The 25,410-nt window shown below is 57.2% G+C and carries 26 protein-coding genes; 15 read left to right on the top strand and 11 right to left on the bottom strand.

Going from position 1 to position 25,410, the window contains the following annotated elements; translation table 11 throughout:
- Window positions 1-54 precede the first annotated feature (54 nt).
- Window positions 55-1,743 carry an acyl-CoA dehydrogenase family protein gene (locus ACZ1HN_RS21065; RefSeq protein ID WP_472728915.1) on the bottom strand — a complete coding sequence of 563 codons (1,689 nt, stop codon included), beginning with the start codon at window positions 1,741-1,743 and terminating at the stop codon, window positions 55-57.
- A 387-nt stretch (window positions 1,744-2,130) separates the two neighbouring features.
- Window positions 2,131-2,496: a helix-turn-helix domain-containing protein gene (locus ACZ1HN_RS21060; RefSeq protein ID WP_299208256.1), complete on the bottom strand. Its 366-nt coding sequence runs from the start codon at window positions 2,494-2,496 to the stop codon at window positions 2,131-2,133.
- A 175-nt stretch (window positions 2,497-2,671) separates the two neighbouring features.
- Between ACZ1HN_RS21060 and ACZ1HN_RS21055 the strand changes: the two genes are divergently transcribed.
- Entirely contained in the window at window positions 2,672-3,574 is a 903-nt protein-coding gene (locus ACZ1HN_RS21055; RefSeq protein ID WP_472728914.1) for a LysR family transcriptional regulator, read from the top strand.
- A gap of 89 nt (window positions 3,575-3,663) precedes the next feature.
- The gene (locus tag ACZ1HN_RS21050) at window positions 3,664-4,380 is read left to right on the top strand and encodes a hypothetical protein (RefSeq protein ID WP_472728913.1); all 717 of its coding nucleotides are present in this window, start codon (window positions 3,664-3,666) and stop codon (window positions 4,378-4,380) included.
- A 15-nt stretch (window positions 4,381-4,395) separates the two neighbouring features.
- Here the strand turns inward: ACZ1HN_RS21050 and ACZ1HN_RS21045 are convergent, their stop codons facing one another.
- Complete coding sequence (locus tag ACZ1HN_RS21045; RefSeq protein ID WP_472728912.1) at window positions 4,396-5,994, bottom strand: phosphoenolpyruvate carboxykinase; 1,599 nt, start codon at window positions 5,992-5,994, stop codon at window positions 4,396-4,398.
- Between the two features lie 347 nt (window positions 5,995-6,341).
- On the opposite strand from ACZ1HN_RS21045, the gene ACZ1HN_RS21040 reads away from it, so the two are divergent.
- The 7 genes from ACZ1HN_RS21040 to ACZ1HN_RS21010 all read left to right on the top strand — a co-directional run bounded on the left by ACZ1HN_RS21040 (window position 6,342) and on the right by ACZ1HN_RS21010 (window position 11,702).
- On the top strand, window positions 6,342-7,043 hold the full coding sequence (locus tag ACZ1HN_RS21040; protein ID WP_299208263.1) for a response regulator transcription factor: 702 nt from the start codon (window positions 6,342-6,344) through the stop codon (window positions 7,041-7,043).
- 47 nt (window positions 7,044-7,090) lie between these two features.
- Complete coding sequence (locus tag ACZ1HN_RS21035; protein WP_472728911.1) at window positions 7,091-8,782, top strand: sensor N-terminal transmembrane domain-containing protein; 1,692 nt, start codon at window positions 7,091-7,093, stop codon at window positions 8,780-8,782.
- An 18-nt stretch (window positions 8,783-8,800) separates the two neighbouring features.
- The gene (locus tag ACZ1HN_RS21030; protein ID WP_472728910.1) at window positions 8,801-9,214 is read left to right on the top strand and encodes an HPr kinase/phosphorylase; all 414 of its coding nucleotides are present in this window, start codon (window positions 8,801-8,803) and stop codon (window positions 9,212-9,214) included.
- Complete coding sequence (gene rapZ, locus ACZ1HN_RS21025; protein ID WP_472728909.1) at window positions 9,211-10,104, top strand: RNase adapter RapZ; 894 nt, start codon at window positions 9,211-9,213, stop codon at window positions 10,102-10,104. The genes ACZ1HN_RS21030 and rapZ overlap by 4 nt, the downstream gene beginning before the upstream one ends.
- Window positions 10,101-10,496, top strand: coding sequence for a PTS sugar transporter subunit IIA (locus tag ACZ1HN_RS21020; RefSeq protein ID WP_299208269.1), 396 nt, complete (start codon window positions 10,101-10,103; stop codon window positions 10,494-10,496). The genes rapZ and ACZ1HN_RS21020 overlap by 4 nt, the downstream gene beginning before the upstream one ends.
- A 2-nt stretch (window positions 10,497-10,498) precedes the next feature.
- Window positions 10,499-10,768 (top strand): HPr family phosphocarrier protein, encoded by a 270-nt coding sequence (locus ACZ1HN_RS21015; protein ID WP_299208270.1) that lies wholly within the window; start codon window positions 10,499-10,501, stop codon window positions 10,766-10,768.
- Between the two features lie 70 nt (window positions 10,769-10,838).
- Window positions 10,839-11,702, top strand: coding sequence for a lysophospholipid acyltransferase family protein (locus ACZ1HN_RS21010; RefSeq protein WP_472728908.1), 864 nt, complete (start codon window positions 10,839-10,841; stop codon window positions 11,700-11,702).
- A 50-nt stretch (window positions 11,703-11,752) separates the two neighbouring features.
- Here the strand turns inward: ACZ1HN_RS21010 and ACZ1HN_RS21005 are convergent, their stop codons facing one another.
- Window positions 11,753-12,628, bottom strand: coding sequence for a 3-hydroxybutyryl-CoA dehydrogenase (locus ACZ1HN_RS21005; protein WP_299601046.1), 876 nt, complete (start codon window positions 12,626-12,628; stop codon window positions 11,753-11,755).
- Window positions 12,629-12,779: 151 nt separating this feature from the next.
- On the opposite strand from ACZ1HN_RS21005, the gene ACZ1HN_RS21000 reads away from it, so the two are divergent.
- Window positions 12,780-13,592: a DUF6473 family protein gene (locus ACZ1HN_RS21000; RefSeq protein WP_472728907.1), complete on the top strand. Its 813-nt coding sequence runs from the start codon at window positions 12,780-12,782 to the stop codon at window positions 13,590-13,592.
- Between the two features lie 56 nt (window positions 13,593-13,648).
- Here ACZ1HN_RS21000 and ACZ1HN_RS20995 read toward each other — a convergent pair whose 3' ends face one another.
- On the bottom strand, window positions 13,649-14,575 hold the full coding sequence (locus ACZ1HN_RS20995; RefSeq protein WP_472728906.1) for an electron transfer flavoprotein subunit alpha/FixB family protein: 927 nt from the start codon (window positions 14,573-14,575) through the stop codon (window positions 13,649-13,651).
- Complete coding sequence (locus ACZ1HN_RS20990; RefSeq protein WP_472728905.1) at window positions 14,575-15,333, bottom strand: electron transfer flavoprotein subunit beta/FixA family protein; 759 nt, start codon at window positions 15,331-15,333, stop codon at window positions 14,575-14,577. The genes ACZ1HN_RS20995 and ACZ1HN_RS20990 overlap by 1 nt, the downstream gene beginning before the upstream one ends.
- A gap of 332 nt (window positions 15,334-15,665) precedes the next feature.
- On the opposite strand from ACZ1HN_RS20990, the gene ACZ1HN_RS20985 reads away from it, so the two are divergent.
- Entirely contained in the window at window positions 15,666-15,884 is a 219-nt protein-coding gene (locus tag ACZ1HN_RS20985; protein ID WP_472728904.1) for a VOC family protein, read from the top strand.
- A 64-nt stretch (window positions 15,885-15,948) separates the two neighbouring features.
- Here the strand turns inward: ACZ1HN_RS20985 and ACZ1HN_RS20980 are convergent, their stop codons facing one another.
- The 4 genes from ACZ1HN_RS20980 to ACZ1HN_RS20965 all read right to left on the bottom strand — a co-directional run bounded on the left by ACZ1HN_RS20980 (window position 15,949) and on the right by ACZ1HN_RS20965 (window position 18,296).
- Window positions 15,949-16,524: a cob(I)yrinic acid a,c-diamide adenosyltransferase gene (locus tag ACZ1HN_RS20980; protein WP_472728903.1), complete on the bottom strand. Its 576-nt coding sequence runs from the start codon at window positions 16,522-16,524 to the stop codon at window positions 15,949-15,951.
- Between the two features lie 2 nt (window positions 16,525-16,526).
- Window positions 16,527-16,733 carry a twin transmembrane helix small protein gene (locus tag ACZ1HN_RS20975; protein ID WP_472728902.1) on the bottom strand — a complete coding sequence of 69 codons (207 nt, stop codon included), beginning with the start codon at window positions 16,731-16,733 and terminating at the stop codon, window positions 16,527-16,529.
- Between the two features lie 71 nt (window positions 16,734-16,804).
- Window positions 16,805-17,635, bottom strand: a complete 831-nt coding sequence (locus ACZ1HN_RS20970; RefSeq protein WP_472728901.1) for an SDR family oxidoreductase — start codon at window positions 17,633-17,635, stop codon at window positions 16,805-16,807.
- Between the two features lie 55 nt (window positions 17,636-17,690).
- Window positions 17,691-18,296 (bottom strand): SH3 domain-containing protein, encoded by a 606-nt coding sequence (locus ACZ1HN_RS20965; protein ID WP_472728900.1) that lies wholly within the window; start codon window positions 18,294-18,296, stop codon window positions 17,691-17,693.
- Between the two features lie 228 nt (window positions 18,297-18,524).
- Here ACZ1HN_RS20965 and ACZ1HN_RS20960 point away from each other — a divergent pair, with 228 nt between their 5' ends.
- Genes ACZ1HN_RS20960 through ACZ1HN_RS20950 form a run of 3 tightly spaced genes read left to right on the top strand, consistent with a single transcriptional unit; the run spans window position 18,525 to window position 23,174 of the window.
- Complete coding sequence (locus tag ACZ1HN_RS20960; RefSeq protein WP_472728899.1) at window positions 18,525-20,819, top strand: DNA topoisomerase IV subunit A; 2,295 nt, start codon at window positions 18,525-18,527, stop codon at window positions 20,817-20,819.
- Window positions 20,740-22,095: a DUF898 family protein gene (locus tag ACZ1HN_RS20955; RefSeq protein ID WP_472728898.1), complete on the top strand. Its 1,356-nt coding sequence runs from the start codon at window positions 20,740-20,742 to the stop codon at window positions 22,093-22,095. The genes ACZ1HN_RS20960 and ACZ1HN_RS20955 overlap by 80 nt, the downstream gene beginning before the upstream one ends.
- Window positions 22,092-23,174 (top strand): M48 family metallopeptidase, encoded by a 1,083-nt coding sequence (locus tag ACZ1HN_RS20950; RefSeq protein WP_472728897.1) that lies wholly within the window; start codon window positions 22,092-22,094, stop codon window positions 23,172-23,174. The genes ACZ1HN_RS20955 and ACZ1HN_RS20950 overlap by 4 nt, the downstream gene beginning before the upstream one ends.
- On the opposite strand, the gene ACZ1HN_RS20945 is transcribed toward ACZ1HN_RS20950, so the two are convergent.
- Window positions 23,171-24,535, bottom strand: a complete 1,365-nt coding sequence (locus tag ACZ1HN_RS20945; protein ID WP_472728896.1) for a cytochrome P450 — start codon at window positions 24,533-24,535, stop codon at window positions 23,171-23,173. The two genes, ACZ1HN_RS20950 and ACZ1HN_RS20945, sit on opposite strands and share 4 nt — an antisense overlap.
- Window positions 24,536-24,645: 110 nt before the next feature.
- Here ACZ1HN_RS20945 and ACZ1HN_RS20940 point away from each other — a divergent pair, with 110 nt between their 5' ends.
- The gene (locus ACZ1HN_RS20940; protein ID WP_472728895.1) at window positions 24,646-25,254 is read left to right on the top strand and encodes a hypothetical protein; all 609 of its coding nucleotides are present in this window, start codon (window positions 24,646-24,648) and stop codon (window positions 25,252-25,254) included.
- Window positions 25,255-25,410: the final 156 nt, after the last annotated feature.

Below are 25,410 nucleotides of genomic sequence, written 5' to 3'. Positions count from 1 at the left end.
CAACGAGCGGCAGCCGACAAAGCTTGCGGCTCGTTTTCCGGGTCAGAAAATGGCTTACCCCAGAAGCCTACGCGCGATGACCTGAGCCTGAATTTCCGCGGCACCCTCAAAGATGTTCAGGATGCGTGCGTCGCAGAGAACGCGGGAAATCTTGTATTCCAGTGCAAAGCCGTTGCCGCCATGGATTTGCAGACCATTGTCGGCCGCCGCCCATGCCACACGCGCGCCTAGCAGTTTTGCCATGCCTGCTTCGACATCACAGCGTCGCCCCTCGTCTTTTTCGAACGCAGAGAAGTAGGTCAGTTGTCGAGCGACCATGATTTCGACGGCCATCATCGCGAGTTTGTTGGCGACGCGCGGGAAGTTGATGAGGGCCTTGCCGAACTGTTTGCGGTCTTGGGCGTACTGCATCGAGATATCCAGCGCTGATTGCGCTACGCCGATGGCGCGGGCTGCTGTCTGGATGCGGGCAGATTCGAAGGTTTCCATTAGCTGCTTGAAGCCTTTGCCTTCTTCCCCGCCCAGCAGGTTCTCGCCCTTCACATGGAAGTTGTCGAAGCCCAGTTCGTATTCTTTCATGCCCCGGTAGCCGAGCACTTCGATCTCGCCGCCGGTCATGCCGTCGGTTGGGAAGGGGTTTTCATCTGTGCCGGGCGTCTTTTCAGCCAAGAACATCGACAGCCCCTTGTAATCCGTGGTGTTCGGATCCGTGCGGGCCAGAAGCGTCATCACTTGCGTGCGTGTAGCATGGGTGATCCAGGTCTTGTTGCCCGTGATCTTGTAGTCGCCGTTGTCATCCTTGACCGCGCGGGTGCGCAAGCTGCCAAGGTCGGACCCGGTGTTGGGTTCCGTGAACACAGCCGTGGGCAGCGTTTCGGCACTGGCAAGTTGTGGCAGCCACTTCTGTTTCTGTTCCTCCGTGCCGCCCGCGATGATCAATTCGGCCGCGATTTCGGAGCGGGTGCCGAGCGAGCCGACACCGATATAGCCGCGGCTCAGTTCTTCTGAGACGACGCACATGGATGCTTTCGACAAACCGAAACCACCATACTCTTCGGGGATGGTCAGGCCGAAGACGCCCATTTCGGCCAGCTCTTCGATAACCTCCATTGGGATCAATTCGTCCTTGAGGTGCCAGTCGTGGGCAAAGGGTTCGACCTTTTCCACGGCATAACGCCGAAATTGCTCTCGAATCATCTCAAGTTCTTCATCGAGGCCAGAGGCACCAACCGTGATCTCAGCGCTGCGTTCCTGCATCAATTCAACAAGACGAACGCGCGCCGCTTGAGTATTGCCGCGTTGGGTGAGCGTTTGAATGGCGGGTTCCATCATCCCGCGCATGTCGTCTTGGGACAAACCAACGTCTTGCAAGCGCAGAACCTCGCCCTGGTTCATTTGAATGCCGCCGTAAATCTGCCACAGGTATTCGCCAAAGGCGATTTGGTGGATCAGTGCCTCGACTTCGCCGAATTTGGACTGGACGCTGATTGCTTCCGCCCATTTCTGCATCTGTCGGAGCGCTTCGCAGTATGTTGCGAGCCATGCGAGACCATGGGCGGCAGTCTGATGCTTTTCGACAAGGGCGCCAGACACCCGCCCATCAACACTGAGTTGGTCGCGCAGGCGTGTCCGCGCGAGCTCCGTTATCTCTTCAACCGGTTTTAGCGCAGCGCTGGTCAGCGCGAGCAAATCATCGAGCAAAACTGACGTCATCGCTCCCATATCCTGTCCGTCATGTGCCATCGCATAGCTCCTCATTTTCCGCGTCGTCACCGCTTAACTAGTTTGCAGGTGCAGCGCAACAAATATTCATTTTAGTGTGGCTATTTGTTCAAATATTGCGTGGCACTATACTGCAGTGCAGCAACGAGCCTGGAGAAATACAACCGAGACCAACGCGATGGTTGGTAAGAATCACTACCATTGATGGTGATACCGCCAAAGTACCATCTCCTTGATCAATGTCGGTAAGTCGAATCACATGGATTTTCGCTTTGTGACTCTGGGGCCGGTTTAGAGTTTTGCGCATCCCAAAAAATTCGGACCGACTGCCGATGGGCAAGCCGGTCCGAATCGAGTGCTGAAAATGTATTATTAAATGGCTTGATGAAATGCCGTCGTACTATGCGTTTATGAAGCGCGGCGTGCGACAGTCAGCCCGGACACATCTTCGATGAAGGTGACGATGCGTGATTTGATCTTGTCGTCTTCAATCGCAGCGAGCGCATTCACGATATCAAGCCCGCGATCGCTGCGTGGTGCAGCCATGTTGCCTGCGTCCGCCAAACCTTCAAAGAAGTACGATGTGGGTACGTCGAGGATGCGCGACAGTTCAAACAGACGGCTCGCGGCGATTCGGTTCGAACCGATCTCGTATTTCTGGATTTGTTGAAAAGACAGCTCCAAGCGCTTTGCAACATCTGTTTGGGACATCCGACGCAAGGTGCGGATCTGTTTCAAGCGTTTACCAACGTGTACGTCGACGGGATGCGACATGACTGATTACCTCCGGTTGTTCTGGGAGAGTGATCGCCCAGTACACGCATCGGTTCAATTGAGTAGATTTACACCCAAGACCACACGTAAATGTTGCATTAATGTATGATTTGTTTAACGTGGATGTATTGTTGATCATACATCGAGTAAGCATGTGAACGCGCCAACGCCAAACTTGAGTGAGTTGAACCAGCCCCTGCTGTTCGAGATGATCCGCTCGTTCACAACATTGGCGGAAACGCTGAACTTGTCCCATGCTGTGACAAGACTAAACAGCACGCGTCAAACGGTTCGTCGCCATATTTCGCAGCTTGAGGAGATGCGTGGTGAGGAGCTTTTTCGGACAAAAGACCGGCGCTACGAGCTGACCGAGGCGGGGGAAGCCGCGCTGCCGGAAGCACGAGAGCTGCTTATGCATGCCAAGGTGTGGTCGCGAGGTCAGACCGGCATGCGCGGTGCACTGCAGTATCTTCAAGCCCATCAAGGTGACTGGGTTTTTTACCAGCAGCAGCGACCGATTGGGGACATATGGACAGACGAGTCGGTCCTTCTGCGTGAAACCTATCGCGCGTGGGTCATGGCCTCGGGAGAGATTGAGAGCCCAAATCTGTCTCATGTGCGTCCATATCTCATGGTTTATCGCAATTCTGATTCGGGCTGGATTTGCGTAGAGTTCGGGAATCTCTCGGCATACGTGAATTGGTTTGGGCTGGATTATGCTCGTTCCAGCATTGGCCGTCCGATCGCCCGGCTTCCAGCTGGCGAAGAATTTGGCCGTATGCTGGATCAGTCTTTTCTGGATATTCAAACGACACAGATGGCTCGGCTGGATCATGTTTTTACCCGGATGCCAAAGGGAAACGATGAAAGCCAAGTGACGATGGCTTACCAACGCCTTATGATGGCTGGATTTTTTCCGGATCGGTCCTCGGCTGTCATGACGCTGGTGGTCCCGACCATCAACGTCAAGATAGCTGCGCTGGACGAGGTGCAGCGCGCTGCCATGACCGATATTACGCAACCTGACTTCGACCCGGCGAACGCGAAGTTCGAAAGGATGGCCGCAATGACCACCTGAATCGAATTACACTTTTTCAGCGAGTTTTTCGGGTATTTTGACATAAATTGTCCTAGCTTTGGCGTAAGTGCGTCAAAGGAGAGACTTTTATGACCATTCAATTCCCTGGAAACGCGGCGCCGTTCATTGCAACAAGCCGCAATATCTTGATCTCACAGGGGATCACTCTGACGATCGGCACAGACTTTGACGAGTACAAGGACATCGTTGCTGAAGAGCGGCCGATGCAGAAACTTGGCGCACCATTCGATCCTGAACTGCATGGCTTGAACCGGTCAAACGCATTCTGGCTGACTGGCCGAAACGAAGATGGGGAACTGATCCATACCCAGGCCGCTAAACGTGTTCGCCTGTCCGGGAAACCGCTCAGCAGCTACCTGCTGCGCCAGTTCCGTGCGTTTCCTCCGCCTTTGAAAGGCGTGGATCTGGCCCGGTCGCGTTTTCGCGCGACGCCAGGCACCCACCGGATTGGCGGTATGGCGGCCTATCACGGAGAGTTTTGGGTCGCGCCAGAACGCGGCAAGTATCGTGGCGTTGGTCTGGCGCCCGTACTCGGACGCACGGGTATGTTGGAGATGATGCAGCGCTGGGATCCAGACTGGATTTATGGCTTCATCCTTAACGTAGTCGCTTACAAGGGATCTGGGGCGCGAATTGGTTACCTGCACCTCGAACCCAGCGTGCTCAAATGGGTCGTTGATGGGCGTGACGCCCCCATCGACACGTTCCTCGCCTATAACAGCAGAGAAGACTTGGAATATCTGCTCGATATTCCATTGTCGGATGTCGTGCCCGAGGCCGCTTAGGCCCCGGGTAACGCACTAGCTGATGGCGGCCGCTTTCACGTCGTCATCGATGTAAGGCAGGTATTGTTCGAAGTTGGTAGAGAACATGTCGACCAGCTTTGTTGCCTGTGCGTCATATGCTTCGGCATCATCCCACGTCCGACGTGGATCAAGCAGAATATCGGCAACACCTGGAACAGAGACCGGAACATCGAATCCGAAGTTAGGATCCTTACGGAATTCGCCGTTGGCCAATGTGCCGTCCAGAGCAGCGGTGAGCAAGGCGCGCGTTGCGCGAATCGGCATACGGCTGCCGGTTCCGTAGGCTCCACCTGTCCAGCCTGTGTTAACCAGCCAGCAGGTTGCGCCGTGCTTGGCGATCTTCTCTTGCAACAGTTTGCCATACGCCTCTGGGCGGCGTGGCATGAAAGGTGCGCCAAAGCAGGTTGAGAATGTAGGCTCGGGCTCAGTCACCCCGCGTTCTGTTCCCGCCACCTTCGACGTAAAGCCAGACAGGAAGTGGTACATGGCCTGTGCCGGTGTCAAACGTGCGATGGGAGGTAGTACACCGAAGGCGTCGCATGTGAGCATGATGATGTTCTTGGGATGGCCGCCAAGGGCGCTGGATGATGCGTTAGAGATGTAGTGCAGCGGATATGCACAGCGCATGTTGGCTGTCAGACTATCGTCTTCGAAATCCAACTCCTTGGTTTCGGGATCGAACACCATGTTCTCGATCACCGTGCCGAACTTTTCGGTTGTCGCGTAAATCTCGGGTTCGGCCTCTGCACTTAAGTTGATGGTCTTGGCATAGCAGCCACCCTCAAAGTTGAACGTACCACGATCTGACCAGCCATGTTCATCGTCGCCGATCAATACCCGGCCGGGGTCAGCGGACAAAGTCGTCTTGCCGGTGCCCGACAGTCCAAAGAAGATTGCGGTATCAACCGGGTTGCCTTGTGCATGGTTCGCCGAACAGTGCATGGGCATCACGCCTCGATCTGGCAGCAGGTAGTTCAGCAGCGTGAAAACTGATTTCTTGTTTTCGCCTGCGTATTCTGTTCCGCCGATAAGGATCATCTTGCGGTCAAAGTTCATCGCGATGACGGTTTCGGACCGGCAATTGTGACGCTCGGGATTTGCCTTGAAAGACGGGCAGTTGATGACCGTGAAATCAGCGATGAAATCCTTCAAGTCCTCTGCGTCAGGACGGCGCAGCATGTGACGGATGAACAGGCCATGCCACGCCAGTTCGGTTACCATCCGTACGTTGATCGAATAGCTTGGATCTGCACCGCCCGTTAGGTCCTGAACAAAATACTCGCGCCCCTTCATGTGCTCGAGCATGTCGTCATGGAGGGTGTCGAAGCCTTCCGGCGACATCGCGGCATTGTTTTCCCACCAGATGCTGTCAGCCACGCTGTCTGTCTTGACCACGTGTTTGTCTTTGGGCGACCGGCCCGTGAACTTGCCGGTAGTGACAAGGAACGCACCCCCCTTGCCCAAAGTACCCTCTTTGCGTTCAAGCGCGTGTTCGATGAGGGCTGGTTCGATCAGGTTGTAATAGACATCGCCCAGCCCTTCGATCCCTTGATCTTCGAGGCGGAACTGCGGGTTTACCCGTCCAAATGTCATATGAACTCTCCTGATGCCGCTGGGCGGCTTTGTTGGGTCAGAGGGTAGCCAAAAGGCCCAGAACCGACGTCTTGCCAGCCTGTTCCGGCGTCTTAACACGTGGATTTACTTGATGAATAGGCCCGCGGCAAAGGTTAGCGCCACCATGACGACCGGTTGCGCAAACAGTGACTGGAGGACATGCACTCGAAACGGGAATGTGCGGCAATTTAGCCATTCCTAACCACTTTCTGACCAGTCTGAGGCCCATTAGGGCGTGATCTCGCACTTATGGATTGATTCGGAGGGGCAAAGTCGAGAGAATGCCCGAAAAATCAATAAGTACGAGCAGTATAAGGAAACAGGCAATGTCCAAGATTGCATTGGTGGATGACGACCGGAATATTCTGACGTCCGTATCCATGACGCTCGAAGCTGAAGGGTTCGAGGTCGAAACGTATAACGATGGTCAGGCTGCGCTTGACGCCTTTAACAAGCGTCTGCCAGACATGGCGGTGCTGGACATCAAGATGCCGCGCATGGACGGCATGGATCTGTTGCAACGGCTGCGGCAGAAAACGACCATGCCCGTCATCTTCCTAACGTCTAAGGATGACGAGATTGACGAAGTGCTGGGTCTGCGTATGGGGGCAGATGACTACGTCAAGAAACCGTTTTCGCAACGCCTGCTGGTCGAACGTATCCGCGCGCTATTGCGTCGGCAGGATGCAGTTGCCGGTGACATCGTCGGCGATACGGAAGAAACGAAGGTGATGGAGCGCGGTGATCTTCGGATGGACCCTCTGCGTCACGCCGTAGCCTGGAAGGGCAAGGATGTATCATTGACCGTGACCGAGTTCCTTCTGCTGCAAGCCTTGGCGCAGCGGCCTGGATTTGTGAAATCGCGCGACCAGCTGATGGATGTGGCATATGACGATCAGGTCTATGTTGACGACCGCACGATCGACAGTCACATCAAACGCTTGCGCAAGAAGATGCGCAGCGCCGACAATGAATTCTCGGCGATTGAGACGTTGTATGGCATCGGGTATCGTTACAACGAAGAATAAGAGGCGCGTTTCGAAAAGCGCAGGCCAAGAGGATAATCGTGCGAGACATGAGCTCCCCTGCTTCCCGGGATGGTGACGTTGTTCTGGGCGAAGACTGGGTTGCACCGGAAACATCCGGCGCGACCGAGTTGCGGGATGGGCGTGCACGACGCGGCTTGATGTCTTTGCGGGCCTCGCCCCTGGCCCGCAAAATCATTACCTTTAACCTGATCGCACTCAACGTTCTTGTTGCGGGCATTCTGTATCTGAACTCAACGCGTGAGAGTTTGGCGGTTCAAAGGCTGTCCGCACTTGTTGCGCAAGCCGAGTTGATCGCCGATGTGCTTGAAGCGCAGCTTCCAGTCGGCGCACCGGTAAACCTTGCAACCGGCGATGGGGCAAATGTTCCAGACACGTTGGCTAAGCTAGATCTGCGCACGGGCCATGAGGTTTACGTATTCGATGCGTCAGAAGCGCTTGTCGGGCAAAGTGAAGGCACCCTGGCGCCGCTTGCTAACCAGGTAACCGAGACTGAAAATGTTGCTGTTCTGACGGATGGGCTGAGTTGGCTTTGGCGTCAGGTGTCCCGTCCGTTTTCTGGACCTGAAGCCGCTGCACCCGCACCCATCGAAGACCAATTGCGTCCATTGGTGGCGCGTAGCATGACGGGCGACACGCAAATCAGTGAAAACCTGACCGTTGCCGGGGGCGCTGTCTTCAGCGTTGTCACCCCAATTCAGCATGACGGGACTGCCGTCGGCGTGATTGCGTTGACCAGCGCATCTGGTGAGATCGACGCGCTGGTGCGTGGGGAACGCGAACGTGTTTTGCAGATGTTTGTAATCGCGACGCTCGTGTCCATTGGCCTTAGCCTTGTATTGGCATCGACGATCGCCAATCCACTGGCTGATCTCGCCACGGCTGCAGAGTTGGGGCGCGACAAGAATGCTCGTAAGGTCAATCCTGGCCGCATTCGTATTCCGGATCTCACGGCACGCCCGGATGAGATCGGCCGCCTGTCGGGCGCGTTGCGTGGTATGATCGCTGCACTCTATAATCGGATCGATGGCAACGAACAGTTTGCAGCGGACGTCGCCCACGAAATCAAAAACCCACTTGCTTCTCTAAGGTCGGCGGTGGGCACGCTCCGCATGATTAAGCGCGACGATCAGCGCGAAAAGCTGCTGGACGTGATTGACCATGACGTTCGGCGCCTTGACCGTCTTGTAAGCGATATATCCAACGCGTCCCGCCTTGACAGCGAGTTGGTCAAGGAGGAGGAGGAACCATTCAACCTCCTGCAAATGCTTGGAAATCTGGGCCAGTATCTGGGTGAAGACGCCCGGAGCAAAGGCATCGAGTTCATTACGGATCTGCCCGCACACCCCATCGAAGTACAAGGTCTGGAGGCGCGGTTGGCGCAAGTTTTCGTCAACCTGATCACGAACGCCATTTCGTTCTGTGAAGACGGTGATGCGATCCGTGTCTGGGCCCGCAAGCGTGAAAACCGCGTTCTCGTTGTCGTCGAAGATACCGGCCCGGGTATCCCAGATCAGGCGCTGACCAAGATTTTCAAGCGCTTCTATTCCCAGCGCCCTGAAGAGCATTTTGGCAACAACTCTGGCCTTGGCCTCGCCATTTCTAAACAGATTGTTGAGGCGCATGGCGGCGTGATCTGGGCGGAGAATATTCGCCCGACAGATGCTGACATCACCTCGGAACCGCTCGGGGCCCGTTTCGTCGTCGGTCTGCCGGTCTAACCTCTGATGCCCCAGTCCATGCGTCTGCACGCGAGCGCCGTAACCGCGCACGGGCGCGGTGTTTTGATCATTGGCGCATCTGGCAGCGGTAAGTCGGGCCTCGCGCTTCAACTCATGGCATTGGGTGCGACGCTTGTGTCGGATGATCAGACTATGCTTTCTGGAGTCGATAACGTTGTACACATGAGTGCACCCGAAAGCATTGCGGGTCTTATTGAAGCACGCGGTATCGGAATAATACGCACAGACAACACGAGTGCCCGATTGCATCTTGTTGTCGATATGGACCGGGCTGAAACTAAGCGCTTACCCGATGCGCATACCAAGACGATCTTAGGCCAAACACTGCCTTGCCTTCACAAAGTGGACAGCCCTGCTTGGCCTTCGGCGATCATGCAATACCTCAAAGGTGGGCTTAGATATCCGGAATGACTGTTGCCATGATCGTGCCTCGCCGCCTTGTACTTGTGACTGGTCCCTCTGGCGCCGGACGATCCAGCGCGATTCGTGTGTTGGAGGATCTGGGGTATGAGGCGATTGACAATATGCCCGTACGTCTGATCCGGGCCTTGCTGAACGATCCCATGCCGGACCAGCCATTGGCGCTCGGCATTGATCCGCGCAACCGGGACTTTTCAAGCACTGCAATTTCCGATGCGCTTGGCCAGGTTGCCGGTGTGCCAGGGTTGGTGCCCGAGCTTCTCTATCTGGATTGCCGCATGGATGTGCTTCTTAATCGGTTTTCCGAAACACGGCGCAGGCACCCCTTGGCAGAGGCAGATAGGGTCGAAGCAGGGATACTGAGGGAGAAAGAGCTGCTTGCACCAGTGCGCGAACGGGCGGACGTGCTGCTCGATACGTCGGACCTGAACGTGCACCAATTGCGTGCCGAGGTAGAGCACTGGTTTTCGCCGGGGGAGCAAACCCAACTGGCTGTTGCGGTACAGAGTTTCAGCTATAAACGCGGCCTGCCACGCTCAGTTGACATGGTCTTTGATTGCCGCTTTCTGAAAAACCCGTATTGGGAGCCAGGATTGCGCAGCAAAACCGGCCTGGATTCGGACGTCAGAAGCCACATTTGGGCCGACCCGCGCGCGGCCGAGTTCGAAGCACGTTTGCGCGATCTCTTGCTGTGGCAACTGCCAAGTGTGCTAGACGAAGGGAAATCTCACCTCTCGGTTGCATTCGGTTGCACGGGCGGCCAACACCGGTCTGTTGCCATGGCGGAAACCTTGGCTGCAGCCCTTGCAGAGGCTGGCTGGCAAGTGTCTATTCGGCATCGGGAACTGGATCGCCGCAAACGCGAAGAGGCATCAGCTTGATCGGGATAGTGATTGTCGCACATGGCGGGCTCGCTGGTGAGTATCTGCGAGCGATAGAACATGTCGTCGGCAAACAGGCCGGTGTCCGTGCCATCGCAATCGAAGCTGACCATGACCGCAAGGCGAAGGAAGACGAAATCTGCGTGGCTGCAGATGAGGTCGATGCCGGCGATGGTGTGGTTGTTGTAACCGATCTGTTTGGGGGCTCCCCCTCGAATCTCAGCTTACTAGCCTGCAAGCCGCAAAACCGCCGCATCCTTTACGGCGCAAACTTGCCCATGCTGATCAAACTTGCGAAAAGCCGTAAGATGCACGTAACGGATGCCGTGCAGGCCGCCCTGAGTGCCGGCAAGAAGTATATCGACAGCCAGAATATAGGCGCAGATACCTGAAGATGACTCACCGCAAGCTGGAAATTGTGAATATAAAGGGTTTGCACGCTCGCGCGTCTGCTAAACTTGTTGAAGTGGTTGAGGCATTCGACGCCCGCGCAACGGTGACCCAGGATGGCATGTCTGCATCAGGCGATAGCATTATGGGTCTTTTGATGTTGGCAGCGCCAATGGGAAGTTTTATTGACGTTGAAACGTCCGGACCGGATGCTGAGCCGTTGGCGGATGCCGTGAGTGCGCTGATTGCTGACAAGTTCGGAGAAGAGGCCTGAGCCGATGAAGGCTCGAGAGGTCCATACGTCGATAGAAGGTGACGATCGTTTGGTCGATAGCACACATAACATGACGAAGGTCACAAAACCTGACGCCGAGAAGGTTAGCTTCAATACATACGACCGCCGTAGCCTGTCGTATGCTTCGACTTTCGATGATCCGTGGAAAGCCAGCTTCATCCGAGTGATGGAAGCCTTTACTGGCAAGCTGACAATCCTGCGCCTGATCCGAAAGTTCGAACGGCAAGGTGCCCCATCTGGCCAAGCCTTTTGGCGCGCCTGCCTTGATGTGATGGGCATCGATCTTACAACCCCGCAAGACCAGTTGGACCGTATCCCGAAAGAAGGGCCGGTGATTGTTGTCTCCAACCACCCGCACGGGATGGTGGATGGTATGATTTTTGCCGACCTGATCGGACGCGTGCGTCCCGACTATCGCATTCTCACCAGATCCCTGCTGACCGTCATTGATGAAGTTGCGGGCAGCTACATGATACCAGTGCCTTTCCCACATGACCCTGATGCGCAACGCAAGGGGGTTGAGATGCGGGCCAAGGCGATGGCCCATCTGAAGGACGGTGGCGTTGTTGCCCTATTTCCGTCTGGCGTTGTTGCTACATCGGAAACGTGGTGGGGTCCGGCCATCGAAGCGGAATGGAACGTGTTTACCGCACAGCTCATTCGCCGGTCCGGGGCGACAGTGGTTCCAATGCGCTTTCCGGGTGCGAACAGCCGCGCCTACCATATCGCAGATAAAGTATCGCCAATGCTGCGGCAGGGCTTGCTGCTGCACGAGATCGTTCGTTCCTGCAACAAACCGCAGGGTCCGGTTGTTGGGCATCCGCTGGACCCAGAGACTGTTACCGGCTTCAAGGATGACCCGCGTGGGTTCATGGCTTGGCTGCGCGAGCACACGATGGCTCTAAAGGATTGACGTCGCCGGAATTTTGGAAAATGCCGTTTCGTTTTACATGCAAGAAAATGTTACCGCGTCGGAACAGGCGTCTCTCCGCGATAATCATAAAAACCGCGCTGTGACTTGCGACCCAGCCATCCGGCTTCCACGTATTTGGTCAAAAGCGGGCAGGGGCGGTACTTGGTGTCCGCAAGCCCGTCATGCAGGACGTTCATGATGGCCAGACACGTGTCGAGCCCGATAAAATCCGCCAGTTCCAAGGGTCCCATGGGGTGATTTGCCCCCAACTTCATCGACGAGTCGATGGATTTGACGGACCCGACCCCTTCATACAAGGTGTAGACTGCTTCGTTGATCATCGGCATCAGGATGCGATTGACGATAAAGGCGGGGAAATCCTCTGCCGTGGCCGCTGTCTTGCCAAGCTTGTCCACAACGGCGGCACAGGCTTCGAATGTCTCGGCGTCCGTTGCGATTCCCCGGATCAGTTCGACCAACTGCATCACAGGAACAGGGTTCATGAAGTGGAAACCCATGAACTTTTCGGGCCGGTCCGTGCGGCTGGCCAGCCGCGTGATGGAAATGGAAGAGGTGTTCGACGTGAGGATGGTATGCGGTTGCAGATGCGGTACCAAGTCCTCGAAGATGGCCTGTTTGACCGTTTCGCGTTCGGTCGCGGCCTCGATCACCAGGTCGGTCTGACCCAGATCAGTCAGGGTTTGCGTCGTTTGAATGCGGGCTATCGCTGCTAACTTGTGGTCTGCACTGATTTTCTCGCGGCTCACCTGCCGTTCGAGGTTCCGATCGATGGTCGCCATGGCCGCAGCCAATGCGTCGCCCGAAATATCGTTCAGCATGACATTGTACCCGGCGAGAGACATCACATGCGCGATGCCGTTCCCCATCTGCCCCGCGCCAACAATTCCAACCGTCTTGATGTCCATTTATCGACCTCATGCCACGTTCCCGCACCATATGGTCACGCACCTGTTGGGGGCAAGGGGACGCGATGCATCAATGATGACCATCCTCGTTAGGGGTTCTTAAACAAACTGCTGTCACAGTTGCCATGGGTAAATAGTGAGAGTGGGTCTCATGAGTATTGAATCGTTGGGTCCGGGTGGGCTCGATTACTTGCCGTGTAGATACGGCAATTCCAAAGTATTGTTTCGCGGGCCAAGGCGGTCTCTGGATGGGCCATTTATTGCCTTTTTTGGGGGGTCGATCACATACGGTAAATTCGTGCCTACGCCGTTTCCGGATCTGGTCGAACAGTCCATGGGCACGACATGCGTGAATTTTGGATCACTGAACGGTGGGGTCGATGTTTTTGCGACCGATCCCTATCTGCGTAAGGTGTCTGGCTTGGCGCAAACGACAGTGATTCAGATCACCAGTCCACGGAATATGTCGAACCGGTTTTATCGGGTGCATCCCCGTCGCAACGATCGGTTTGTCGAAGCATCCTCGCTGCTGCGTGCGATCTACCGTGAGGTTGATTTCGCTGAGTTCAATTTCACCAACCACATGTTGAACCGATTGTATCTTCTGTCCCCAGAACGTTTCGAGGCGGTGGTGGAAGAGTTGCAGACCGCGTGGGTCGCGCGGATGCGACTGGTACTCAGCCAGATACCGGGCAGGACTGTGTTGCTGTGGGCCGGACGTCAAACGCCCGAGGGGTCTGCAAATGATCTTGATGCAGATCTTGCCTTGGTTTCCCGAGAGATGATTGAAAAAGTGTCCGAACTAGCGACCAAATATGTGGAAACAGTTATTTCGGACGAAGCGGTGCAAGCAGGAACCGAAGGTATGGTGTTCAGTGAAATGGACGCGCCAGCGGCGCGTAGCATGCCAGGGCCAGTGGCACATCATGAAATCGCCCAAGCCCTTGTGCCGGTACTGAAGTGAAAGGAAAAGCCCGCCGCAGGCGTGCGGCGGGCTTTGTTCTTCCTGGAAAAAGCTGCTTAAAGCTTTTCGATCATCTCTGGCACGGCATCGAACAGGTCGGCGACCAGACCGTAATCTGCAACCTGGAAGATTGGGGCTTCTTCGTCCTTGTTGATGGCTACGATGACCTTGGAGTCTTTCATGCCAGCCAAGTGCTGGATCGCACCTGAGATGCCAACGGCAACATAAAGGTCAGGGGCCACGACTTTACCGGTTTGACCGACCTGCCAGTCGTTCGGTGCGTAGCCCGAGTCGACAGCAGCCCGCGATGCGCCAACGGCGGCGCCCAGCTTGTCGGCCAATTTCTCGATCAGTGCGAAATCGTCTTCGGAGCCTACGCCACGGCCACCGGATACAACCACTCCAGCGGATGTCAGCTCGGGACGGTCGCTTGCGGCAACTTTGTCCTCGACCCAGCTCGACAGTGCGGGATCAGCTGCCGCACCGATGTTTTCAACCGAGGCTGAACCACCTGTGCCCGCTGCATCAAAGGTCGATGTACGGAAGGTGATAACTTTCTTACCGCCTCCCGCTTTCACGGTCTGGATCGCGTTGCCTGCGTAGATCGGGCGCTCGAACGTGCTCCCGTCTACCACAGCTGTTGCGTCCGAGATCACCATGGCGTCTAGCAGCGCCGCGACGCGGGGCATGATGTTCTTTGCATCCGTGGTGGCCGGGGCAACGATGTGCTCATAGTCACCGGAAAGCGACACGATCAGGTCCGACACAGGCTCGGCCAGACGTTTGCCGTACAGCGCATCCTCGGCGCAAAGCACCTTGGCCACACCGTCGATGGTCGCCGCGGTGGCAGCAGCGTCGGCACAAGTTGCACCAGTCGCCAGAACAGTCACGTCACCCAATGCCTTGGCGGCGGTCACGGCCTTGGCCGTGGCGTCCATCGCCAGTTCACCATCATTGATCTCTGCGAGAAGAAGAACAGCCATTACACAGCCCCCGCTTCTTTGAGTTTCGCCACAAGCTCTTCTACCGAGCTCACCTTGATGCCTGCAGCGCGCGTTTCGGGCTCTGCCGTCTTCACGATCTCGAGCCGCGGTGCGGTGTCGACGCCATAGTCAGCGGCTGTTTTCTCGTCCAGCGGCTTCTTCTTGGCTTTCATGATGTTGGGCAGCGACGCATAGCGCGGCTCGTTCAGGCGCAGGTCGACCGAGATGACGGTCGGCATGTTCACTTCGATGGTTTGCAGACCACCGTCGACTTCGCGCGTGACCTTGGCCTTGTCGCCTGCAATCTCGACCTCGGATGCGAATGTGGCCTGGCTCCAGCCCATCAGGGCCGACAGCATCTGGCCAGTTGCGTTCATGTCATTGTCGATGGCTTGCTTGCCGCACAACACCAGACCGGGTTGCTCTTCCTCGACCACTTTGGCGAGGATTTTGGCAACCGTCAGCGGCTCGATGTCCGTGTGGACGTCATCAGCTGCAATGACGAGGATTGCGCGATCCGCGCCCATCGCCAGCGCTGTACGCAGTGTTTCCTGAGCTTGCTTGACGCCGATGGAGACGGCAACGACTTCCTCGGCCTGGCCCGCTTCTTTCAGGCGGATGGCCTGTTCGACGGCAATCTCGTCAAACGGGTTCATCGACATTTTCACATTGGCGAGATCCACACCCGATCCGTCCGCTTTCACGCGTACCTTCACGTTGTAGTCGATCACGCGCTTGACGGGCACAAGCACCTTCATGAGCGTTCCTCTCCTTAAAATAACGACTCAGCTTTGACAGCGGAGATAGTCAATCTCGTGTGGTTTACCCAAGACGCCGCCACGGAAACAGGACAAAATCGTCACGTCACGGCAAATGAACGCCGCGTTTTCAGTGTGATGCCGTTGAACGGAAACTTTGATACACTGTGGGAAAGGGGGATTGCCATGGAACGTGTTCAAGGGTTCGGCGGTTTTTTCTTTCGGTCCAAAGACCCGGAAGGACTGGCGACGTGGTATCGTGACATGTTGGGTATTGATTTGGTGCCGACGGCGGCGGATCAAAAACCGTGGGTGGCAGAGGGGGCACGACGGTGTTTGCGCCCTTTGCTGCGGACACGGACTACTTTGCCGCTGACAAGACCTTCATGTTGAATTTTAGGGTCGGCAGTCTGGATGCTATGGTAGCCCAGCTTGAGGATGCAGGCATCCCCGTGAAGATGGTGGGCGATATGCCTGGGATCGGACGTTTTGCGCATCTGTCCGATCCTGAAGGAACACCGATTGAGTTGTGGGAACCCGAGGAAAGCTGATCGCAAGTGGATGGCCCGGCACTCCGCCCGCCCGTGTGCGAAACTCTCTAAGAGAGGTTTGCCACTAGTCGCGGTTCGCCCCCGGAACCCACAACACATCGTCCTTGCCGCCGTTGTTCGCAATACGTGCCGCGACAAAGAACCAGTCACTGAGGCGGTTTAGGTATTTTACGGCGGCAGGGTTCACTGATTCCATCGTTGCCAGTTCCACAGCCAACCGTTCAGCTCGGCGCGCCACGGTGCGGCAGACGTGCAAATGCGCCGACAAGGTCGATCCCCCCGGAAGGATGAAGCTGCGCAACGGCTCAAGGTCTCCGTTCATCGCGTCAATCTCTTCTTCAAGACGTGTCACCTGCGCGTCGGTCATGCGCAAGGGTGGATACTCAGAGTCGGCATCCATTTCCATGTCAGGGCGGCACAGGTCTGCCCCCAGATCGAAAAGATCATTCTGGATGCGGCTCAGGGCTATATCGACGTCGCCGCGCGCTTCCAGTCGGGCGACGCCCAGGAACGCGCTCAATTCGTCGGCTGTGCCATAGGCGGTGACACGCATCGCGTGTTTGGCCACCCGCGCACCATTGCCAAGGGCCGTTTCGCCCGCATCACCCGTTTTTGTGTAAATCTTGTTCAGAACAACCATGCTCAGTTCCCCGTTCCACGCAGTGCCACATAGGCAAGAATCAAAAGGACAGCCACGAATTGCGCGCCGATCCTGTAGCGCATCAGGCGGTTCGAGTTGTTCTTGGCCCAGCCCGATCCCTTGGCAAAGCCGCCAAGGCCAAGCATCAGCACGACAACAACAGCCAGACAAGCCAGCACGATCAAGATAAATAACGGATCGAAGCCCATTTCTTTTGTCCCTTTCCCTTACGCTTGGATCATGTAGGCGACGCAGGCACAAAAGCGAACGCGTCGTTCGGTCACCCGATGGACAAAATCCGATCCAACGCGCGGGTTGGCAGGAAACGGCGGCACGCCGCCATCAGGAAGGTGGGTGTCGTGACCATGTAGACGGCGCGCGGCTTGCGCGCTTCCAGCGCATGCTTGAGTTTTCTGACCACCGCATCAGCAGGCAGTTCAAATGTGTCCAGTCCGCTATCTTTGTACAACCTTTTGCGCAGTTTCTCCTGATACTGCGTAGCACGCGGCGAGTTCTCCCAGTCGATCCACTTTTCGAAATGCGGGATGGAATTGGCGCGGATCTTGCTGGTGATGGGACCCGGTTCGATTAGCACCACGTCGATGGGCGTGTCCCGCATCTCGATCCGCAGCGTGTGAGTTAGCCCCTCAAGTGCAAACTTCGTCGCGTTATAGGCACCGCGCCAGGGCATCGTGACAAACCCGAGCACCGACGAACACTGTATGATCCGCCCATGGCCTTGTTTGCGCATGCTGGGGATCACCTGGCGTGTCAGCTCATGCCAGCCAAAAAAGTTGGTCTCAAAAATGGCGCGCAGCGCATCCGTAGGCAAGTCTTCGACGGCGCCGGGGGTGCCGAACGCGCCGTTGTTGAATACCGCATCAAGGGTGCCGCCAGTAGCCTTCAACACCTCACTCAAACCATTGGCGATGGTAGCCGTGTCGGCATAATCGATCAGCGGGCTTTGGAACCCTTCGTCTTGTAGGCGGGCACAGTCTTCGGGCTTGCGGCAAGATGCAAACACCTGCCAGCCTGCATCACGCATGCCATGTGCGGATGCATAACCGATGCCGGATGAACAGCCGGTAATGAGAATTGATTTCTGTGCCATGTATTGTCCTGCTCAAGCTCGGGCGGGACAATAGAGCGATCTGCTTGGCGCGCAATCAGCCTTCGCTTAAAAGGTAGTCAGCCATCCACCCAATGGTTCCGCCGCTCAATGGGCGTAGCTTGACCCAGCCATTTCCCGGGTCCTGCAGAATCTCGACCTCGTCACCCCGCGTCAGGCGGTTGACGACGGAATAGTCTGTGCTCGGGCCACCGCGCACGTTTACACTACGAGCCGATACAGCGCGCACATCATTCAATGATTCCTCGGCAACGTCGGGCGCGTTGAAATCCACGGGGGTGATGATGGCGTTGTCGACAATCAGGCTCGGGAGAATGATTGTCGGCTCTTCTTCATTCAGGGCGATATCTGTTTCAGTCTCGGCCTCGACAGCGCGGTGACGGGCTGCTGTTGTCCGCACCGTGCGCTGCGGGCGCAGCACATCGCCCACGCTATTCAGGTTCAGGGACACGCGCGTCACGTTCTCGGGAATGATGGGGTCCGTAGGAGCTGCCGCAGCCTGCGTTAGCGTTTCCTCTTCGACCTCTGCAGGCGACTCGATACGCGACAGGCGGGTCTGTTCAGCGTCGAAATTTGCACCTCCGCTAATCTCGTAGAAGGCGAATGCCAGGAACCCGAATGTAATAATAATGAACCGCACCATACTATGCGTCTCCCCCAACGTACTGTGTGTGTCCGATCAGCAGCTTGATGACACACGACAAACATTAACAAACCGAATGATTCCAAACACTGGTAAAAACCGGTCAGTTTTCCCCGCAGCATGCGTTGTGGTGTCCAAGCAACGGAGTGTCCGCGCCAAAGCTTCCCGAACGGAAGATCGTCCATCTGACCGCTTGTTCCCGGCAAGGCGGGCCGCTACACATCATCTATGTCCGATCAGACCGATACCCCCAACATGGACCTGTCCGAACCGCTGCGCCGCGCGCTGGGTGAGCGGTACTTGACCTATGCGCTGTCCACCATCATGCACCGTGCGCTTCCGGATGCGCGCGACGGTCTGAAACCTGTGCATCGTCGGATTCTGTTCGCCATGCGGGAATTGCGGCTGTCATCCTCGGGTGGATTCCGCAAGTCAGCCAAGATTTCGGGCGACGTGATGGGCAACTATCACCCCCACGGGGATGCCGCGATTTACGATGCGATGGCCCGCCTCGCGCAGGATTTCAACGTACGCTACCCGCTCGTGGACGGTCAGGGGAACTTCGGCAACATTGACGGCGACAACCCGGCCGCGTCGCGTTACACCGAGGCGCGCATGACTGCCGTCGCCGAGGCGCTGCTTGAGGGTCTCAACGAAAACGCGGTTGATTTCCGTGAGAATTACGATGGCACCCTGACCGAACCGGTCGTGCTGCCCGCACAATTCCCGAACCTACTGGCCAACGGTTCATCCGGCATTGCGGTGGGCATGGCCACCAATATCCCGCCGCACAACATCGCTGAACTGTGTGACGCCTGCCTGCATCTGATCAAAATACCGGACGCGCGCGACGACACGCTTCTGAACTATGTGCCTGGCCCCGACTTCCCCACCGGCGGCATCATTGTCGAACCGCCCGAAGCCATCGCCCAGGCTTACCGCTCCGGCAAGGGCGGCTTCCGCCTACGTTGTCGGTACGACGTTGAGGATCTGGGCCGTGGCCAGTGGCAGATCGTCGTGACCGAGATTCCGTATCAGGTCCAGAAATCTAAGCTGATTGAGAAACTGGCCGAAGTCATCCAGACCAAGAAAGTCCCAATCCTCGCTGATGTGCGGGACGAAAGCGCAGATGACATCCGCCTGATCCTTGAGCCTCGATCGAAGAATGTCGACCCGGATGTGCTGATGGGCATGGTGTATCGGAATTCGGACCTTGAGGTGCGGTTCAGTCTCAACATGAACGTGTTGATCGACGGGGTTACGCCCAAGGTCTGCTCGATGAAGGAAGTGCTGCGCGCCTTCCTTGATTTCCGGCGCGAGGTGCTGATCCGTCGTAGCCAGCACCGTATGGAAAAGATCGACCATCGGCTCGAGGTGCTCGAGGGGCTGATCGTTGCCTTCCTCAACCTCGACCGTGTGATCGACATCATCCGCTATGATGACGATCCCAAGGCCGCGCTGATGCGCGAGGACTGGGGCAAGGATCATCCTCGCGCCATGACCGAGGCCGACTATGTCTCGCCGCCCGCGGGTGATGGTGAACTGAGCGAAGTTCAGGTCGAAGCGATCCTGAACATGCGGCTGCGCTCCCTGCGCCGTCTCGAAGAGATGGAACTGCTGCGCGAGCAATCCGAACTGATGGAAGAGCGTGCCGGACTCGAAGACCTGCTCGAAAGCGAAGATCTGCAATGGCAGGCCATCTCCGACCAGATGCGCGAGACCAGGAAGAAATTCGGCAAGGACTATGAGGGTGGCGCGCGCCGCACCACGTTCGCAGAAGCAGGTCAGATCGAGGATGTGCCGCTTGAGGCGATGATCGACCGCGAACCGATCACCGTCGTGTGCAGTCAAATGGGCTGGATCCGCGCCATGACGGGCCATATCGATCTGAGCCGCGAGCTGAAATTCAAGGACGGTGATGGTCCGCGCTTTATCTTCCACGCGGAAACCACGGATCGTCTGGTTGTGGTCGGGTCAAACGGGCGTTTCTACACGCTGTCAGCGTCGAACCTGCCGGGCGGGCGTGGCATGGGCGAGCCGTTGCGCCTGATGGTCGACCTGCCGAACGAGGTGCAGATTCATTCGCTGCTGACCCATAAACCGGGCCGTAATCTTTTGGTCGCATCCTCGGCGGGGGACGGCTTTATCGTGCTAGAGGACGAAGTGATCGCACAGACCCGGACGGGCAAACAGGTGCTGAATGTGCGCGGCGACGTCACTTTGGCAGTTTGCAAGCCCGCCGAAGGCGACTGCGTTGCTGTTGTCGGTGAGAACCGCAAGGTTCTGGTCTTTGGACTTGAAGAGCTGCCAGAGATGGCGCGTGGCAAAGGCGTGCGCCTGCAAAAGTACAAGGACGGGGGCCTCAGCGATGCAACCACCTTCACCCTGGCAGACGGGCTCAGCTGGCTCGACCCCGCAGGACGGACAAGAACGGAAACCAACCTTGCCGAGTGGCGCGGAAAACGCGCAGGGGCAGGGCGGATGGCCCCCCGCGGCTTCCCAAGAGACAACAAGTTCACCTGACGGCGCGCTCACGGTCGGCTTTGTCGGTCGTCGTGGTGCGGTCTTTTGGCTCGCTCTGACCACAGGATTCTGGTCCATTCTGACGTTGGGCTTTTACCGTTTCTGGATGAAGACACGGCTGCGTCGTTACTTCTGGGGATCGATCCGGCCCGGTGGTCATCCGATGGAATATGTCGGCGACCCGTGGGAAAAGCTGCTGGGCTTCTTCATCGCGGTCGTGATCCTTACCTTCTATATCGGCGTGGTGAACTTGCTGTTGATGTTCGCCAGCTTCACCCTGTTTGACGGCAATGTCGCGGGTTACTTCCTCAGCTTTCTGGGCGTGATCCCCCTGTGGTTCTACGCTAGGTATCGCGCGCGCCGCTATGTCCTTGGGCGCACGCGCTGGCGCGGCGTGCGCTTCGGGTTGGAGCCCGGTGCGTGGGGTTATGCGTGGCGGGCCTGTGTTCACTGGCTTGTCACGATTTGTACGCTCGGCATCCTCTGGCCGCGCATGACGTTCTATCTCGAGAAATACCGCACCGACCGCACCTTTTTCGGCTCATCCAAGCTGACCCAAGGTGGGCGCTGGACGATGCTTTACCAGGCAGCCTTACCGTTGATCGGGGCGATTGTTGCATGGGTTCTATGGGTGGTCTGGATTACCTTCATCGACCCGATCGGAGAGATTTGGGCAGCCTTCCTCGATGAGCTGTTGATCGAACTATTAGGGTATGAGGCGTTCTTGTCCAAAGGGACAGCCAAGCCAAAGAACGTATGGCGGTTATGGCTTTTGATCCCGCTAGCTGTCGCTCTCTACACGGGTGTTGTGCACTACATGTTCGGTGCGCGGCGCATCATGGCCAACCACAAGTCGGCACCGGGCATTGCGGTCCGGTCAAACCTGCGCACAGGGCGGATCGCGTGGATTTATGCCGGTGGTACCTTTTTGGCTTATCTGGTGCTGACCCTTGGGATCATACTGTTATCGCTGATTGTTCTGCCGATCTTCGGGTTCGAGGTTCTTGCGCAGATCACAGGCACCGACGCCGACCTTACTTTCGATGCGCCGCGCTGGGTTGCCATCACGGCATCGGTCATCGTCTATTTCGGCATCTTTCTTCTTTGGTCCGTGGTCTACAATACTTTCGTGACATTCCCGCTGATGCGGCACATGGCAACAACCACCGTGTTGCCAGAACATCATGGTTTGCAATCCGTCAGCCAGGCCGCGCGCGATGAATTCGCCGAAGCCGAAGGCTTTGCCGAGGCTCTTGATTTGGGGGCCGCGATATGACCCACGCCTCTTACTTCAATGGCGACACGCCAAATCCGGTTCCGGTCTATGTCACGCCCAGTGACGACGGCGCGCACATAATTCTTTCACGCCCGAATGCCGACGACGTGATATGGCCCGCATCTGATATTCGAACGGTATCGGACCTGCCCACTGGGATTGATGCGGTCTTGCGGTTGATCAGCGACCCGGTTGCGCGGCTTTACGTTCCCGACGCCGGAACGCTGCCAAGATTGCCTCACCTCAATCGGCGCGCACCGCCCAAAGGCCGCGGACGCCTTGCTATGTGGGCCGCGGGTGCGGTGGCTGCGGTCGCCTTACAGATCGGCATCCTGATCCCGCTCATGGCTGACCAGTTGGCCAACTTCATTCCGCCCCGCGCTGAACGCGCGCTGGGCGAGGCAACGTTCGAACAGATTCGAGGTGCGCTGGGCAGCGACACACTGGGTCCACTTCGGGTTTGCGAAAACCCGGAGGGACGCGCTGCACTCAACGAAATGGCGGCAACCTTTGCCCCGTCGATGCCTGACAACGGCGAAGTATCTGTGTTCGTTTTGAACCACCCGATGATCAACGCCTTTGCCTTGCCGGGTGGATACGTCGTGTTCTTCCGCGGCTTGATCGACGCAGCCGAAACGCCCGAGGAAGTGGCTGCCGTCTTCGCCCATGAACTCGGCCACGTCGTTAGCCGCGACCCCACGCGGCACGCCCTGCGGTCAGCTGGCAGCATCGGCGTTCTGGGTCTGCTCTTTGGTGACTTTGCAGGCGGTGCTGTTGTGCTGTTCCTGACGGAACGGCTCATTGATGCAAACTACACCCAAGCCGCCGAAGAGGCTGCGGACACCTTTGCGCACATGGTGCTTGAGGACGCCGAGATTTCTCCCGCTGCCCTCGGGGACATGTTCGAACGGTTGCGTAAGAAGCATGGAGACAGTGATGGTACTCTTTCGCATTTCCTGTCCCACCCGACCTTGTCCGATCGCATCGAAAAAGCGCGTGATGCGGCCCCGGAAGATGGAGACTGGTCCCCGATCCTGACCGAACAGCAATGGGCAGACCTTCAGGGAATTTGTGGCTAGGCCAGCTCGGCGGTTAGCCACACACCGCCATGTGGTCGCAGGGTCAGGATCATAACAGGGTCGGGGTTCTTGCCCGCAACAGGTACAAATTTGAAACGGCTCAGCACCGTTGCCAGGATGATCACAGCTTCTTGCAGGGCGAAGGAAGCGCCAATGCAGATGCGAGGGCCGTCTCCAAAGGGCAGGTAGGCATAGCGATCCACCAACTTGCGGTCGGCAAACCGCTCCGGTTGGAACGCATCCGGGTTGTCCCACAAAAGCTTGGACCGGTGCACGGCATAAATCGGAATGATGCAGGTGTCGCCTTTCCGGATTTCGCGCCCGCACAGAACGTCATTTGCCATGGCCGTGCGCGACACCATCCCTGCAGGCGGGTACAGACGTAGTGCCTCATCGATGATCTGGCGGATAAAGGGTAGATGCTGGATGTCGTTGCCGCGAGCGGGGCGCCCTTGCAGGACCGATTGCGCTTCGGCCCGCGCGCGATCCTGCACGGCAGGGTCGAACGCAACAAGGTACATGGACCACGCCAGGGTCAGAGCCGTGGTTTCGTGTCCTGCGACAATGAAAGTCAGCAGGTTGTCCCGCAACTCCGCCGTGGTCATCTTGCGCCCGGACTCCGGATCTTCGCCGGCCATCAACAGGTCCAACAGATCCGGCACGCCATTATGGGGCCGCGCGGCTCGGGCTTCGATTGCCCGGTCGGCAATGGCTTTGGTGTCGCGCATTGCTGTGCCCTGCACCATGCGCCCGGGGCGAGGCACCCAATCCGGTGCGCCCATGATATCGAAGAGTGAAATTTTGCCGGCATTCGAGATGTAGTCCTCGATCGCGCGGTGGATGGATGATCGGTCGAATGTCCCATCGCCCGAAAAGGTGACGTCAGCAATAACGTCAAATGTTGTGGTCACCATTTCGTCCAGCAGGTTCACGGCTCTGGGCCCGGCTGCTGCAATCCGGTCTGCGCAACGTTCGGCGGCGGCGGTCATGATCGGGGCAAGGTTCATCATGTTGCGGTGGGTGAACACTGGGGCTGCCGTGCGACGTTGCCACCGCCAGTTCGCGCCTTCCGCGATGAACAAGGACTCGCCGATGGCGGGCTGCAACAGGTTCTTGGTGACGACGGACTTGGGGTATGTGTCCAAGCGGTCCAGCAGCATCTGGCGAATACCGCCGGGGTCCATGACCATATGCCAACGCTTGCCGGTCTTGCCGGACACGATGGGCAGGCGCGTCGTGACTTCGGGGATGATGCCCAGCACGTTCTTGCGCGCCATCTGAAGGCTTTTCCAGATGCCGGTCTCCTCTCTCACCAGCGGCACGCGCACTGGCAGCGCATGAGGCAGAGCTGTGTCGGACATGTCACCCTCCGTTGATACGTAACGATATATGTGGCTCGCGGCACCGGACAATTGCGCCAACGTCGCCGCTACGCTATCCGATACGCAATAAAAACGGGGAGAATACAGGAATGATGCGTTGGGTTTTGGGCCTTTTGATGCTGGTGACGGTTTCGGCATGCGCCAGCAATCGCGACCTTGGAGACGCGCCGGTCCCACTGGGTGACTTCCGGCTCGAACATAACATCGTCATCGCGGAAAATGCGCAGCGCGGACCTCTGAGCCGCCTGGCCAGCGAGGAACAGCTAACGGCCGCGGTCAAGGACGCGATGGCCGAACGGTTTGGGCGCTACTCGGGCGCCAGCCGCTACCACTTCGGTATTTCCGTCGAAGGTTACGTTCTGGCCCAACCTGGGATCCCGCTTGTGCTTGCGCCCAAATCGGCCCTGATCCTGAACGTCACGGTCTGGGATGACGCCGCAGGGGGTAAACTAAATAACGAACCCGAGCAGATTACGGTTCTGGAAACATTTGGAACCGCACCAATCATCGGGACAGGCTACACGATGACAGCCGAGGAACAGCTCAAGGAGTTGAGCCAGAATGCTGCCAAGGCAGTTGAGCGTTTTCTTGTGAAGCAAAGGAACGAGCAGGGTTGGTTCACGCCGGATTCAGCAGCGTCAGACGCTTCTGAGGCACAGCCATCGTCATTGGAGACCGAGGCGGCAGCAGCAGGGTGAAACCCTGTACACAGGAGTAAGGCAGCTGCCGCGTCACGGGCCGCTGTCCTATCCGCCTGCAGCACGACAATAAATCGGTCCGCATACCACTGCGAACCTGACTTGATTTTCCCGCCCAATCACAATAAATGCCGCGCGGAGTGAACAACGGGGTTC

Source organism: Tateyamaria sp. GN1-10 (assembly GCF_055693845.1).
This window is presented reverse-complemented; position numbering and strand designations above follow the sequence as displayed.